11 protein-coding genes are annotated in these 13,509 nt (G+C 44.2%); 1 reads left to right on the top strand and 10 read right to left on the bottom strand.

The features are described from left to right. Positions 1-404: 404 nt before the first annotated feature. The 3 genes from dapB to secA form a co-directional block, all read right to left on the bottom strand. On the bottom strand, positions 405-1,214 hold the full coding sequence (gene dapB / locus L4D74_RS01575; RefSeq protein ID WP_265673680.1) for a 4-hydroxy-tetrahydrodipicolinate reductase: 810 nt from the start codon (positions 1,212-1,214) through the stop codon (positions 405-407). 73 nt (positions 1,215-1,287) lie between these two features. Further along, the gene (gene mutT, locus L4D74_RS01570; RefSeq protein ID WP_265673679.1) at positions 1,288-1,686 is read right to left on the bottom strand and encodes an 8-oxo-dGTP diphosphatase MutT; all 399 of its coding nucleotides are present in this window, start codon (positions 1,684-1,686) and stop codon (positions 1,288-1,290) included. Positions 1,687-1,744: 58 nt separating this feature from the next. Further along, the gene (secA, locus tag L4D74_RS01565; protein WP_265673678.1) at positions 1,745-4,477 is read right to left on the bottom strand and encodes a preprotein translocase subunit SecA; all 2,733 of its coding nucleotides are present in this window, start codon (positions 4,475-4,477) and stop codon (positions 1,745-1,747) included. Positions 4,478-4,800: 323 nt separating this feature from the next. On the opposite strand from secA, the gene L4D74_RS01560 reads away from it, so the two are divergent. Beyond that, on the top strand, positions 4,801-4,968 hold the full coding sequence (locus tag L4D74_RS01560) for a hypothetical protein (protein ID WP_428750401.1): 168 nt from the start codon (positions 4,801-4,803) through the stop codon (positions 4,966-4,968). A 65-nt stretch (positions 4,969-5,033) separates the two neighbouring features. On the opposite strand, the gene lpxC is transcribed toward L4D74_RS01560, so the two are convergent. The 7 genes from lpxC to ftsW form a co-directional block, all read right to left on the bottom strand. After that, positions 5,034-5,951: a UDP-3-O-acyl-N-acetylglucosamine deacetylase gene (gene lpxC / locus L4D74_RS01555; protein WP_250615744.1), complete on the bottom strand. Its 918-nt coding sequence runs from the start codon at positions 5,949-5,951 to the stop codon at positions 5,034-5,036. Between the two features lie 99 nt (positions 5,952-6,050). Next, positions 6,051-7,274, bottom strand: a complete 1,224-nt coding sequence (gene ftsZ, locus L4D74_RS01550) for a cell division protein FtsZ (RefSeq protein WP_265673676.1) — start codon at positions 7,272-7,274, stop codon at positions 6,051-6,053. Positions 7,275-7,303: 29 nt separating this feature from the next. Beyond that, positions 7,304-8,566, bottom strand: coding sequence for a cell division protein FtsA (gene ftsA, locus L4D74_RS01545; protein ID WP_265673675.1), 1,263 nt, complete (start codon positions 8,564-8,566; stop codon positions 7,304-7,306). Positions 8,567-8,703: 137 nt separating this feature from the next. After that, complete coding sequence (locus tag L4D74_RS01540; protein WP_428750669.1) at positions 8,704-9,474, bottom strand: cell division protein FtsQ/DivIB; 771 nt, start codon at positions 9,472-9,474, stop codon at positions 8,704-8,706. Between the two features lie 274 nt (positions 9,475-9,748). Further along, complete coding sequence (murC, locus tag L4D74_RS01535) at positions 9,749-11,215, bottom strand: UDP-N-acetylmuramate--L-alanine ligase (RefSeq protein WP_265673674.1); 1,467 nt, start codon at positions 11,213-11,215, stop codon at positions 9,749-9,751. 13 nt (positions 11,216-11,228) lie between these two features. Next, entirely contained in the window at positions 11,229-12,296 is a 1,068-nt protein-coding gene (gene murG / locus L4D74_RS01530) for an undecaprenyldiphospho-muramoylpentapeptide beta-N-acetylglucosaminyltransferase (RefSeq protein ID WP_428750400.1), read from the bottom strand. Beyond that, complete coding sequence (gene ftsW / locus L4D74_RS01525; RefSeq protein ID WP_428750399.1) at positions 12,283-13,503, bottom strand: cell division protein FtsW; 1,221 nt, start codon at positions 13,501-13,503, stop codon at positions 12,283-12,285. The genes murG and ftsW overlap by 14 nt, the downstream gene beginning before the upstream one ends. Between the last annotated feature and the right edge of the window lie 6 nt (positions 13,504-13,509).

Raw genomic sequence — 13,509 nt, 5'->3', positions numbered from 1 at the left:
AAATAAGCTAACTTTTATTGCATCTGAGCACGTTTTTAAGCTAAAGCCTCAAAAAAGTACATTTAAAGATCAAAATTCAATCGGTTAGCGAATTGCATTTATTTGATAGACCACATTTTCCTATCTGAGTTATCATTATTTTACATATAGGAAAGCAAACGTTAACCAAGCAAGGTTAACTTGCAAAAACAACGCAAAAACAACGCAAACCAAACAAGATGGTCATTAACACCATTAAAAAACTTAAATTGCGGCTAAAATTCACTCATTACACATTTTTATCGCGCAGAATATCCACACTTAGTACTAAGTCTGCATTTGAGCATAACTATGTAGCTTAGCTCACTCTAATATCGCCTTTTTTAAACGAAAAAAAAGCACTTCATTATGAAGTGCTTTTTCATTTAAATTTGGTCTAATCCCAAAACTTCGGTCATGGTATAAAGCCCCGCGGGTTTATCATCTAACCAAACCGCCGCTCTCACAGCACCATTCGCAAAGGTCATCCTATCGGTCGCCTTATGCGTGATCTCAACTCGCTCACCGATATCAGCAAACATTGCAGTATGCTCACCTATAATGTCACCGGCTCGAATCGTGGCAAAGCCAATTTCATCTCGGCTACGTTCGCCAGTAATCCCTTCACGAGCATAAACAGCCACATCACTTAACTCGTTACCCATCGCGCCGGCAATCGCCTCACCCATACCAATAGCCGTACCAGAAGGGGCATCAACTTTGTGGCGGTGGTGAGCCTCGACGATCTCAACATCACAATAGTCACCCATCACTTTCGCCGCCTTTTCAAGCAACTTGAAAACGAGGTTTACACCTACGCTATAGTTTGGTGCCATCACTAACGGAACCACTTTCGCAGCTTCATCGATTTGTAGTTTCTCTTCATCTGAGAATCCAGTCGTACCGATAATCATTTTTTTGCCATATTGCTGGCATAACGCAAGATTTGCTAGGGTACTTTTCGGTGCCGTAAAATCGATAATGACATCAAACTTATCAATCGACTTCGTTAAGTCATCGACTAACGCGACATCAAAGCGCCCTTCACCACACAATTCACCGACATCGACGCCGACCAGTGATGATTCTGGTCTTTCTGAACCCGCACCTACTGTCGCCCCTTCATTATGAAATGTTGCTTTTACTAAGTTGCGACCCATGCGGCCCGCTGCTCCTGCAATCGCAATTCTAACCATTGCGTCATTCTCCGTTGATTATTTGCTACCAATGTAACGTAAAGTATTTCTACTCGCTATAGGCTAACTCTGGTTAGCGGTATTTTTCGATGACTTTATTTAATATTGGTACATTTGCTTCAGGGAAAGCATAGTCGGCAAGCTCAGTAATGTTAACCCAAGCACCTTGCTGCCCTTCCTTACCGTAAGGTTGGCGATCAAATGCCGTCACTTCAAAAAAATCGAACGACAATGATTTATCGGTGTAGTCATGAAGTAAATGCTCAAACAACGCTAGCTCTGTCACCTCAATATCAATCTCTTCATAAAGCTCACGCTTTAGCGCATCTTCTGCCTGCTCATCAATTTCAACTTTACCACCAGGAAACTCCCACAGCCCACCTTGATGTGCTTTGTCGGGACGCTTAGTAATGTAGATTTGTGATTTGTCAGCGTTAAATATAATAGCAGCGACAATATGTACCCGTTTCATTGTAAATTTTCCTTAAAAAAAGAGCCGCGAAAGCGGCTCTTTTTAATCACATCATTATTTAATTAATTTGACCATGACACTGCTTGTACTTCTTACCCGATCCGCATGGACAAGGTTCATTACGGCCAACTTTACGCTCTTCACGAACAACTGGCTGATGAGCATCGTTTTGTTCTTCGTCACTGTGGTCAGCGAGTTGATTTTCAGCACTTGCATGTTGAGGCTTAGCACGGCGCGCCGCTTCTTCTGCTTGAGCTTGACGCTGAGCTTCCATACGCTCAACTTCTTCTTGCTGCTGAACTCGAACTTTAGACAAGATGGTAATCACATCCAGCTTAAGTGACTCAAGTAACTGTTCAAACAGTTCAAATGATTCACGCTTATACTCTTGTTTCGGGTTCTTCTGTGCGTAACCACGCAAATGGATACCTTGACGTAGATGATCCATTGCAGCCAAGTGCTCTTTCCACAATGTATCGAGCGTTTGCAACATGACTGACTTTTCGAAATTGCGCAGTACAGAAGCCCCAACCGTTTCTTCTTTTTGGTTATAAACCGTAACGGCGGTCTCTAGAATCTTCTCTCGAAGTGCTTCTTCATACAGCTTGTCATCTTCTTCTAGCCATGTAGTAAGAGGAAGATCTAAGTCGAAGTCGTTTTTCAGGCGCTCTTGAAGACCTTTCACATCCCACATATCTTCCAGAGATTGCGGTGCAATATACTCATCAATGACCGAGGTAAATACATCTGCGCGATTATGCTCAAGCATTTCGCGAATATCTTCCGCCGTCATTAACTCATCACGAAGCTCGTAAACGACTTTACGTTGATCGTTGGCAACATCATCGAATTCAAGTAGTTGCTTACGAATATCGAAGTTGCGTCCTTCCACTTTACGTTGCGCTTTTTCAATCGAGCGAGATAACATCTTACTTTCAATAGCCTCACCTTCATCCATACCGCTTTGGATCAAGCCCGCCATGCGGTCAGAAGTGAAGATACGCAGTAGCTGATCTTCCATAGAGAGATAGAAACGTGAAGAACCCGCATCGCCCTGACGACCAGAACGACCACGTAATTGGTTATCGATACGACGTGATTCGTGACGTTCCGTACCAATAATGTGCAAACCACCTGACTCTAGCACTTTATCGTGCACTACTCGCCAGTCTGCTTTGATCGCATCAATTTGTTCTTGCGTCGCATTACCTAGCGCTTCAACTTGAGATTGCCAGCTGCCGCCTAACACAATATCCGTACCACGACCTGCCATGTTAGTTGCGATAGTTACCGCGCCTGGTGTACCCGCTTCGGCAACAATTTCAGCTTCTCTTTCATGGAATTTCGCATTCAGTACATTGTGTTTTACTTTTGCTTCTTTCAAAGCATTAGACAGCAATTCCGATTTTTCAATCGACACAGTACCCACAAGAATCGGTTGACCATTCGCAGCACGTACTTTGATATCTTCAATGATAGCGTTGAATTTTTCTGCTTCAGTACGATAAACCACATCTGGCATGTCATCACGAACCATTGGTTTATTGGTTGGGATAACGACAGTTTCCAATCCATAGATAGACTGGAATTCAAACGCTTCCGTATCAGCGGTACCGGTCATGCCTGACAGTTTTTCATACAGACGGAAGAAGTTTTGGAAAGTAATCGAAGCCAGCGTTTGGTTTTCATTTTGAATCTTAACGCCTTCTTTCGCTTCGACAGCTTGGTGTAGACCTTCAGACCAACGACGACCCGGCATAGTACGGCCAGTGTGCTCATCAACAATGACGACCTCACCTTCTTCGGTAACGATGTAATCAACGTTAACTTCAAACAACACATGAGCACGCAACGCGGCATTCACGTGATGCAGTAAGCTAATGTTAGTTGGAGAATACAGGGTATCCCCTTCTTCCATCATGCCATTTTTAATCAGCAGTTCTTCAACGAACTCCTGACCAGTCTCAGTTAAATGTACCTGTTTTGATTTCTCATCAACCGTATAGTGACCGTCGCCGCGGTACTCTTCTGAGTCTTCCTGCTCTTGCACCTGAAGGTGTGGGATTAACGTGTTGATGCGAGTATAAAGCTCTGAGCTATCTTCTGCTGGACCTGAAATGATAAGCGGCGTACGCGCTTCATCAATCAAGATCGAATCCACTTCATCGACAACAGCAAAGAAACGAGCGCGCTGTACACGATCTTCTTCGCGGAACGCCATATTGTCACGCAGGTAGTCGAAACCAAATTCGTTATTTGTTCCGTACAAAATGTCCGCTTGGTAAGCTTCTTTTTTCTCTTGCGGATGCATGTTAGGAACATTGACACCAACAGTCATGCCAAGGAATTCAAACAAAGCTCGGTTTGTTTCGGCATCACGTTTTGCTAGGTAATCGTTGACGGTAACGATATGAACACCTTTGCCCGGCAGAGCGTTTAGGTAAGCTGGAAGTGTTGCGGTCAGCGTTTTACCTTCACCTGTTCTCATTTCAGCGATTTGACCAGAGTTCAGCACCATGCCACCAATGAGCTGCACGTCAAAGTGACGCATGCCGAATACACGCTTCGATGCTTCACGTACCGTTGCAAATGCTTCTGGCAAGATTCGGTCTAGGTCTTCACCTTTATCCAGTCTCTCACGGAACTCTATCGTTTTCGCTTTTAAATCTTCATCCGATAGTGACTCAAATTGAGGTTCAAAGTCGTTAATCTGTTTAACAATTTTTTTTAGTCGACGCAATGTTCTATCATTGCGACTACCAATGACCTTCGTCAGTAGCTTAGTAATCATTGTGAATTTTTTCTCTCTACCATTAGATCATACTGACCTATTAAAATTGCCTTCCGTCTCGACTAGGGTCTATTGACCTAACAGAGATAAAATCTATATAAGCTGATATTGAGTTCAAACTTAAAAATTTCAAGGCAGACTTACCAATTAATGGCCATAGTGTAAGGAATTTTTGTCCTAACAACCAAGTAACTAGGCAAACTAACCTCAATTTGTTTGATGTATTTGGAAGTTTTTGCAATTAGAGTGTTTAAAAAACAAAATTGTCGCCGAAATAGCGCGATGAGGATACCGCTAGTCTCGGTTAAAAATGCAATCTAAACATGCAGCAATACTTTCCCCTGCCCCATCTGAGTCACCTACAAAACGCCAGAGTACGACAATATCGAATAGAGGTTTGCGAAAAACAGGCTTACAAAGGGCAAGAGTTTGCCGTGGTTATTGATCAACAGGCAAGAAAGCTTGGTAATGTCATTTATGGAGAGAAATAGAAGAAGTGAGAAAACCTAAACAAAAAAAATCAGGCACTAGGCCTGATTCTTCATTCAAATTCTTTTTACGCTAGAACCATCGCTGGGTCAGCAAAGGCAACAGGAGAGCCGACTTCTTCTTCGAATGTTGCCCATTCCCAAGCTTCCTGATCCGCTAAAACTGCGCGCAATAATTGGTTATTGAGACCATGCCCTGACTTATAAGCAGAGAACTCACCAACAATGGCATGCCCTGCCATGTACAAGTCACCAATTGCATCCAGTACTTTATGAGTCACAAATTCATTCTCAAAACGAAGACCTTCTTCATTCAAGATGCGGTACTCATCAAGTACGATGGCGCAGTTAAAGCTACCGCCTAGACATAGATTTTGAGATTGAAGGTACTCAATATCACGCATAAAGCCAAAAGTACGAGCGCGTGAAATTTCTTTCACAAAACCTTGAGATGAGAAATCAAACTTCAGTCGCTGCTCATCTGAATCGATAGCAGGGTGATTAAACTCAATTTCAAAATCCATACGGAAGCCGTTGTATGGGCGAAGTTCTGCCCATTTGTCTTCATCCTCAAAGCGCACTGGCTTTTTAATGCGGATGAAACGCTTCGGTGCACTCTGCACTTCGATACCAGCTTGTTGAAGCAGGTAAACAAACGGACTTGCACTGCCATCCATAATTGGAATCTCAGGCGCATCAACTTCAACAATAATGTTATCGATACCCATACCCGCTAACGCAGCACTAAGGTGCTCAACGGTAGAGATACGAATACCTTCATCATTAACCAGTGCGGTACAAAGCATGGTATCACGCACTGACAACGGGTCTGCAGGGAAATCCACGGGAGGATTTACGTCGGTACGACGGTAAATAACACCGGTGTTGGCCGCAGCTGGTCGTAGAGTTAGTGTTACTTTACGGCCAGAGTGGAGTCCCACCCCCACTGTAGTCACTATTTCTTTCAGCGTACGTTGTTTGATCATCTGCAAACCTCTTAATCTACGTTACATATCACTGTTGATAATGTAAGCAACCGCGAATCCTACCAGAATTTTGAGCTATGTCAAATTCAAGCGGATTTGTTAGTCCGCTTGACGACGCAAAAATGCTGGAATATCTAAGTAGCCATTTTCCTTTTCAGGTTTTGGTACAGCGTTGTTTGCTGAACTCGCCGGCGCGCTTGCCGATGGTGCAGGTTGCTGTTTAACCTCTGGCTTCTGAGTATTTACATGCACATTTGGTGCCACTTTCTCTTCTACTTTCGCAGCTTGAGTTTGTGGTGCCGACTGTGGCTGAGCAGTTGCAACGGGGGCTTTACCACCAGCAACTAAAGTAATATCAGGTTTACGTTCATTGCCAATACCTGTAGCAACAACCGTTACTCGAATTTCATCGCTCATATCTGGGTCAAGAGACGTACCAATAACAACCGTTGCATTATCAGAAGCAAATGCCTTAACCGTGTTACCAACCGTTTCAAACTCGTCCAAGCGCATGTCTAGACCAGCAGTAATGTTCACAAGAACACCACGAGCACCAGCAAGATCGATGTCTTCAAGAAGTGGGCTAGAAATGGCCATTTCAGCCGCCTCTTCCGCTCGGTCTTCACCTTTAGCGACACCACTACCCATCATTGCATGTCCCATTTCAGACATCACGGTACGGACATCGGCGAAATCGACGTTAATCATACCAGGGCGAGTAATCAACTCAGCAATACCTTGAACCGCGTTTTTAAGTACGTCGTTCGCACTTGCAAAGGCTTCAAGTAAAGTCACACCGCGACCTAGCACTTTGAGAAGCTTTTCGTTCGGGATTGTAATCAAAGAATCAACATGCTTAGAAAGCTCTTCAATTCCTTGCTCAGCAAACGCCAACCGTTTTTTACCTTCAAAGCTAAATGGTTTCGTTACTACGGCAACGGTTAAGATGCCCAGTTCTTTCGCCACTTCAGCAATCACAGGCGCCGCACCAGTACCCGTGCCACCGCCCATACCTGCTGCGATAAACACCATATCGGCGCCAGTAATGCTTTCTTTAATTCTTTCTTTATCTTCTAGAGCTGCATCACGTCCAACTTGTGGGTTTGCACCCGCACCCAAGCCTTTTGTGATATCACCACCAATTTGAATGACGTGGTTAATACTCGTTTTGCGAAGCGCTTGTGCGTCTGTATTTACACTGATGAAATCAACCCCTTCGATTGATTCGCGCACCATGTGTTCAACAGCGTTACCACCGCCACCGCCAACTCCAACTACCTTGATTACCGCTTCGTCAGACATTTCCATCATCGGTTCAAACATTTGTTATCTCCGTTTCCCTGCAACTCAGGTTAAAACTCTTTTTGTATCCAATTACGCAATTTTCCGAATAGTGTCGACACCGATTGACGTTTTGGTTCGTTATAATCATTGTCGTCATTAATCTGACTATCTCTTGCGTAATGAAGTAATCCTACAGCCGTCGAATGATACGGCTCTTTAACGTAGTCCGTAAGGCCACTAACCTCGAGAGGTTTGCCAACACGGACCTGGTTGCGAAAAACACGTTCTGCGCATTCAACAACCCCTTCAATTTGCGCGGCGCCACCTGTTAAGACGACTCCGGCAGCGAGATGATGTTTAACACCACTCTCTCTTAATTTAACCTGTACATTATCAATGGTCTGATTTACCAACCCCATTAACTCTGTATAGCGTGGTTCAATCACTTCCGCCAGCGTTTGACGCTGTAAACTACGAGAAGGACGTCCACCAACACTTGGGACATTAACTGTGTCGTCTTTACTGACCAACTCACTTAATGCACAGCCGTGTTTAACTTTAATCTCTTCAGCATCACTTAATGGTGTGCCGAACGCAAACGCGATATCACTAGTCACAGCGTTACCTGCGTATGAAAACACTTCTGTGTGTCGTAACGCTCCGCCAGTCCAGATAGACACATCCATCGTGCCAGCACCGATATCAACCACACAAACGCCAAGCTCACGCTCATCTTCAGTGATGACAGCATTACTTGATGCCAAACCAGAAAAAACAAGCTGCTCGACTTTTAAGTCACAACGCTCTACTGCCTTAATGATATTCCGTGCCATATCGTTATGGCAAGAAATCAAATGGACACTGACCTCCATTCGAACACCGGATAAACCGAGAGGGTTTTTTATGCCTTCTTGATAGTCTATGGTAAATTCTTGCGGAATTACATGCAGAATACGTTGTTCATCACCAATTTTTATAGATTTAGCGGTATGAATCGCTCGGTCCATATCATCTTGTGACACTTCTTCTTCAGAAATGGTTCCCATACCTTTTTCGATACGGCTGGCAATATGACGACCTGACAGAGAGATAAAGACATTGGTGATCTTACATTCAGCCATTAATTCGGCTTGATCAATCGCACGCTGGACTGACTTAACGACGGACTCAAGATCGTTGACGCCACCCTTATCCATCCCTCTAGATGGACTGGATCCAGCACCAATAATATTCACCTGACCGTCTGGTAAAATCTCTCCTACCAAGGCCGACACGGTAGCAGTGCCTATATCAAGACCGACAATTAAATTGTCATCCATGGTCTTAGTCATCTGTACTCTCTTATTGTAAAGTTTCAATTACCATTTAAGCTTCTCCACCAGATCAATAATTTCACGGATGAAGAGACTTAATCGCAAGACTGAATTTATGTATCAACACTCAAAATATCGATACATAATGTCAGTCGTTAACTTGCTATATTCTTGGTGCTACCATTGCTTTCCATCACTTCAGCATCAGGAAACCAACCCACAGCCGCACCTGTATCGTATCGTAAATCAATATAACTCACTTGAGATACCTTCTCACCGAGTCGTTGATATAAGAAAATAAATCGTTGCAAACGGTCGTTCAGTGCATCTTTACCTAGCTCGACTCGAATTCCATTATCTAAAATTACCTGCCAAGCACGGCGCTCATTTAATACTAAAGATGAAATCGATAGCCCTAATGGCGACAATTTTTTATTACTTTCTCTATAAGCGTTCAACACTTTGAGCTGTGTTCCTGCCGGCCCATACAGTTTCACTTTTTCTTCTTCAATTTGCGAAACATCGCCATTAAAGATCACACCGGAAGCATCCAGCATTTCAATACCATTCCAAATAGCACTGGCTTGATATTCCGTTAAGAATACTTTCACAGTATCTGGCCACTGCTTTCTTACGGAAGCTTGAGATACCCACTCGATATTCTCAACACTGGCTTGCAATACATTAATGTCCTGAGACATGAATGTACCTATATGATCAAGGTGAGCAAACGCATCTTGCACGTCTTTTGCCGACACGTGAGTCAGTTCACCTTGTAATACAATTTTAGACAAAGGAAGTCGTTGATCGTCCCACATCCAACTTATTGTGGCGTAGAGCATAGAGCCGATAGCAATAATGACAATAAACAAAAATGCCAAGCCTAAACGATTTTGCTTCAACAACGTGACGGGTTGCTTTAGCAAAGTGGCTGGTTTTTTGTATGTTGCGCTGCTCGCAGAAGCTTCTGTCAAACCTATTGGTCCCTAATTATTCCCTTCACCTTTTAAGATTGCGGAGTAAGCGTCTATTCTATTGTCTATAACCTTAGGATTATACTAACGAATATCAAACTATCAAACACTGAACCACATAAATCTGATGATTTGAGTAGGAAATCCGTAAAAAATCGGCTTGGGCAACTTTATAAGTTAAAACCAAGCCGTACAGCGTACTTTTATTTGATAGAATACACAATAACTAGCAATCGCTATTTTGCATCGTTTTGATGCTTAGCTCCATCGCTTGTAATTGTTTAGCTACTTTACCGATATCACCAGCACCTTGCGTCAGCACTAAGTCTCCATCTTGCAAGAGATTAGATAAAACTGAGGGTAAACTGTTAATTTCTGGAACAAAAACAGGATCTAGTTTCCCTCGCGTACGTATAGTCCGACACAGGGCTCGCCCATCGGCACCAACAATTGGCGCTTCGCCCGCAGAATATACATCCAACATCACTAATACATCGACCTGCTCCAGTACATTGGCAAAGTCTTCATACAAGTCACGAGTCCGGCTGTAACGGTGGGGTTGAAATACCATGACAAGGCGCTTATCACTCCAGCCATTGCGTGCCGCTTTAATGGTCACGTCAACTTCTGTAGGGTGGTGCCCATAGTCATCCACTAACATGACATTGCCATTACCGGTATCAAATTCACCCAAGTGCTCAAAGCGACGACCCGTCCCTTCAGTACCCAACATAGCTTTGACTATCGCCTCGTCAGAAATATTATCTTCCGTTGCAACCGCAATCGCCGCGGATGCGTTCAGAGCATTATGTTCACCAGGTATATTGAGCGTAATATCTAGGTTATCTCGGTCTTTTCTGACAACAGTAAACTTACCTTGCTGCCCTTCCTGACGGTAATTTTCAATACGAACGTCGGCATCATCAGAAAAACCGTAAGTAATCACTTGGCGGCTAATACGAGGAATGAGCTCTCGCACGACGGGATCATCGACACATACCACCGCTTGACCATAAAATGGCAAATTATGCAGAAAATCGATAAACGTCTGTTTCAACGTATCAAAATCTCCACCGTAGGTATCCATGTGGTCAGCTTCAATATTAGTGACAATACTGACCATTGGCTGAAGGTGAAGGAAAGACGCATCACTCTCATCGGCTTCCGCAATCAAAATACGGCTTGATCCAAGGCGTGCATTGGTACCAGCGCTTTTCACTAAACCACCATTCACAAACGTCGGATCCATACCTGCTTCAGAATAGATCTGTGTCACTAAGGCCGTGGTTGTCGTTTTACCATGCGTCCCTGCTACTGCAATACCATGGCGGAAACGCATAAGCTCGGCCAACATTTCAGCGCGCTGCACTACCGGTATACGCAACTCTTTTGCCGCCATCAACTCAGGGTTATCGGCATTAATAGCCGTTGATACAACAACAACACTCGCCTGATCGATATTGCTTGCTTGATGTCCAAGGTAGATCGTTGCGCCTTTCTCCAGCAAGCGTTCGGTCACGGCATTACTTCCAAGGTCAGAGCCGGTAATTTGATACCCCTCGTTGAGCAATACCTCGGCAATCCCACTCATTCCTGCGCCACCGATACCAACGAAGTGAATGGTTTTCACTCGTCGCATTTCCGGTACTAAAGCACGAATTTGTGCTAAATCTTGTTTGTGCTGCTGTGTCATTAAAAACGTCTCATTAATCTAAATTTGTTAATTCTATAATTTCGTTGGCTACACGCGTATCTGCGTCAAGTTTAGCGGCTTTTCGAGCATTTATCGCCAAACTCTCTAACTGCGCTCGATCTAAAACGCGAATTTGTTCTGCGAGAGCGTCCACCGTTAAATCGGGTTGCTCAATCATATACGCTGCACCACTATTCACAAGATGATCGCCATTAAGCGCTTGTTGTCTATCTTTATGCATAAATGGTACAAAAATAGCGCCAACACCAACCGCGGCCAGCTCCGACACCGTTAAGGCACCTGACCGGCATACCACTAGATCTGCCCATTGGTACGCGGCGGATACGTCATCAATAAAATCACTAACGGTAGCACTCGATACACCACATTGTTGATACTCACGACTTACCGACTCTTGATTTCCTTTGCCCGCTTGATGGTAGACCTCGTAACCGCCCCCCAACGCTTGCAATACAGGAGGAAGCGTCTTATTGAGAATCTGAGCACCTTGGCTGCCACCCATCACAAGAATGCGAATATCGCCCTCTCGCTGCGCAAGGCGTGTTTCTGGCCGTTCAATATTCAATAAATCTTGTCTTACCGGATTACCGACCACTTCTGCATTGGGAAATGCACCTGGAAAAGCTTGAAATACTTTTTTAGCTATCTTTGATAACCAGCTATTCGTTAAGCCTGCTACGCCATTTTGTTCATGTAATACGACCGGAATTCCTAGGCTCCAAGCGGCAATCCCCCCAGGACCACTGACGTATCCTCCCATACCAAGTACCGCATCGGGCTGCCAGTTCTTAAGGTGAGCTCTGGCTTGTAAAATCGCACTAAAGATCTGGAACGGCGCTTTGATAAGCTTCGCAATCCCCTGACCACGTAGCCCTTTAACCTTAATAAAATCGATTTCAATACCATATTTTGGCACAAGATCAGCTTCCATTCGGTCTGCGGTACCAAGCCAGCGAATATCCCACCCTTGCTCCTGAAGTCTTGTCGCAACAGCGAGACCAGGAAAAACGTGACCGCCAGTACCACCAGCCATCACCATTAATCGTTTATTTTTCTTCATTATTCACTACTTTTTCTTCTGGCTCTTTTTGCGGTTTCTTAACTTCTACACTATCCGGCAATAGACGACATTCGTGGTCAATTCTCAGTAAAATTGACACCGCCACTGACATAATAATCAAACTAGAACCACCGTAACTAATCAGCGGTAGTGTTAAGCCTTTCGTCGGCACCATACCAGCGGCAGCCCCCACATTAACAAGGGTTTGAAATGCAAACCAGATACCAATAGCAAAAGATAGATAGCCGCCAAAAAGTTCTTGTTTTTCAAAGGCTCTCTTACCAATAAATAGCGCTTTAATCACCAAGCCAAAAACTAACATCAAGACTAATACTACGCCGATATAGCCTAGTTCTTCAGCCAGGACGGCAAAAACAAAATCGGTATGCGCTTCTGGTAAATACTCCAATTTTTGCACCGAGTTACCAAGTCCTTGCCCCATCAAGTTACCACGACCAAATGCCATCAGTGATTGAGTCAGTTGATAACCACTCCCAAACGGGTCTTCCCAAGGGTCCAAGAACGACGTCACTCGTCGTACACGATAGGGTTCAGCTAAAATAAGCCCTATGACCGCCGTTACTCCAGCAACAAAAAGCGCAATAAAGTGAGAGAGTTTTGCTCCGGCAACAAACAGCATCCCGAACAGTGTCACTAGCATCACGACAACAGAGCCTAAGTCAGGTTGCCCCAATAAGAGCACTGCCAATGTCATGAATACCAGAATGGGTTTAATGAATCCCCCGAAGAACGACTGTCGAACCTCATCTTGTTTACGAACCAAGTAGCCTGACATAAAAATAAACAGCGACAATTTTGCTACTTCTGCTGGCTGCAAGTTAAACAGTCCCAGCGGGATCCAGCGAGAAGCCCCATTCACCGATTTGCCCGCGACCAGTACCACCACGAGCAAAAAAACGGAGATAGCTAAAAGATAAGAGCTGTATTGAAACCACTTTTTGACCGGCACTTGTAGCACTACCGATGACACACCAATGGCTAAGCATAAAAAAATGGCATGTCTAAACATGAAGTGGAAAGGCTGATCAGTTAAGCGAGAACTGATTGGAAAGGACGCTGATGTCACCATCACTAGGCCGATCATCATTAAACCAAGTGCTAACCAGACAAGCTGTCGGTCATAAAGCGCCTTCGGTGCTGGCATAGATAACCAATCTGAAGTGCGTTGTTTAACTTGATGAAACATACTCGA

The organism is Vibrio cionasavignyae, from assembly GCF_050337155.1.
GTDB lineage: Bacteria > Pseudomonadota > Gammaproteobacteria > Enterobacterales > Vibrionaceae > Vibrio > Vibrio nomapromontoriensis.
The sequence above is the reverse complement of the archived record's forward strand: the minus strand, read 5'-3'. Positions and strand labels throughout refer to the sequence as shown.

Bases quoted from the DNA above. Each gene is read 5' to 3' on its own strand.
- dapB (WP_265673680.1), bottom strand. From the start codon at position 1,214: ATGGTTAGAATTGCGATTGCAGGAGCAGCGGGCCGCATGGGTCGCAAC.
- mutT (WP_265673679.1), bottom strand. From the start codon at position 1,686: ATGAAACGGGTACATATTGTCGCTGCTATTATATTTAACGCTGACAAA.
- secA (WP_265673678.1), bottom strand. From the start codon at position 4,477: ATGATTACTAAGCTACTGACGAAGGTCATTGGTAGTCGCAATGATAGA.
- L4D74_RS01560 (WP_428750401.1), top strand. From the start codon at position 4,801: ATGCAGCAATACTTTCCCCTGCCCCATCTGAGTCACCTACAAAACGCC.
- lpxC (WP_250615744.1), bottom strand. From the start codon at position 5,951: ATGATCAAACAACGTACGCTGAAAGAAATAGTGACTACAGTGGGGGTG.
- ftsZ (WP_265673676.1), bottom strand. From the start codon at position 7,274: ATGTTTGAACCGATGATGGAAATGTCTGACGAAGCGGTAATCAAGGTA.
- ftsA (WP_265673675.1), bottom strand. From the start codon at position 8,566: ATGACTAAGACCATGGATGACAATTTAATTGTCGGTCTTGATATAGGC.
- murC (WP_265673674.1), bottom strand. From the start codon at position 11,215: ATGACACAGCAGCACAAACAAGATTTAGCACAAATTCGTGCTTTAGTA.
- murG (WP_428750400.1), bottom strand. From the start codon at position 12,296: ATGAAGAAAAATAAACGATTAATGGTGATGGCTGGTGGTACTGGCGGT.
- ftsW (WP_428750399.1), bottom strand. From the start codon at position 13,503: ATGTTTCATCAAGTTAAACAACGCACTTCAGATTGGTTATCTATGCCA.